We start from the raw sequence: 1,117 nt of genomic DNA, 5'->3' as shown, positions 1-1,117 counted from the left end.
GGATAACAAAACGGTACCCCTACCGTGTTATCCGGAGTCACCGTATGACCACCAACGAGAAAGTAGCACGTCGCAAACTCAGCCTGCTAGAGCTCGCCAAAGAGCTCAATAATGTCAGCAAAGCCTGCAAGCTCATCGGCTACAGCCGTCAGCAGTTCTACGAAATTCGCCGTAATTACCAGACCTATGGCGCCGAGGGATTGCTCGACAAATTGCCCGGCTGTAAAGGGGCTCATCCCAATCGGGTCGCTCCCGAGATTGAACAGGCCATCCTCGATTACTCCCTCACCAGACCAACTCATGGCCCGCTGCGGGTCGCGCAAGAACTGGCTCTGCAAGGCATCAATGTCAGTGCGGGCGGTGTGCGTGGCGTGTGGCAACGGCACGACTTGCTCTCCAAACACGACCGCTTGCTGCGCCTTGAGAAAACTCACCGGGAGCAGACCATTGAGCTCAATGACGAGCAGATCCGCCTGCTCGAACGCTTCAGCCCCGAGTTTCGCGAACGCCAGATTGAGGTTCACTACACCGGAGAACTGGTGGCGGTCGACACCTTCTTCGTCGGCGCGCTCAAGGGGGTTGGCAAGGTGTATCTGCAAACCGTGCTGGACTGCTATAGCCGCCACGCCTGGGGACGGCTCTACACCAGCAAGCTGCCGGTGACCTCGGTTCATGTGCTCAATGAAACGGTACTGCCGTTTTTCGAGGCCCACGAGGCACGGGTCTATACCATCCTGTCGGATAACGGGCGCGAGTTCTGTGGACGAGCTGACCACCATCCCTACGAGCTGTTCCTGCAACTGGAGGGGATTGAGCACCGGACAACCAAGGTACGCAGGCCGCAGAGCAACGGCTTTATCGAACGGCTGCATCGCACACTGCTGGATGAACACTTCCGTATCAAGGGGAGGACGACCTGGTATGAGTCGGTAGAGCAGATGCAGACAGACCTGGATAGCTACCTGGAACACTACAACACCCAGCGGCCACATCAGGGCAGGATGATGGAGGGACAGACGCCTTACAGCATGTTCAAGAAGGGTCTGAAATTGATACCGAAGGAAGTGCGCACTAAAGTAGCGTAAACAAGACACCGGTTTGAGGCCGGTGTCAGGTG

General features: G+C 56.9%; 1 protein-coding gene. It reads left to right on the top strand.

Annotated features, from left to right (window positions below):
• Positions 1-44 precede the first annotated feature (44 nt).
• A complete protein-coding gene (locus AB5Y70_RS18995) occupies positions 45-1,085 on the top strand; it encodes an IS481-like element ISAs19 family transposase (RefSeq protein ID WP_119197101.1) in 1,041 nt (346 codons plus the stop codon).
• Positions 1,086-1,117: the final 32 nt, after the last annotated feature.

Origin of the sequence: Aeromonas sp. s1(2024), assembly GCF_040908005.1 — a bacterium.
GTDB lineage: Bacteria > Pseudomonadota > Gammaproteobacteria > Enterobacterales > Aeromonadaceae > Aeromonas > Aeromonas caviae.
The sequence above is the reverse complement of the archived record's forward strand: the minus strand, read 5'-3'. Positions and strand labels throughout refer to the sequence as shown.

Excerpts from the sequence above, each read along its gene's own strand:
- AB5Y70_RS18995 (WP_119197101.1), top strand. The coding sequence starts at position 45 with ATGACCACCAACGAGAAAGTAGCACGTCGCAAACTCAGCCTGCTAGAG.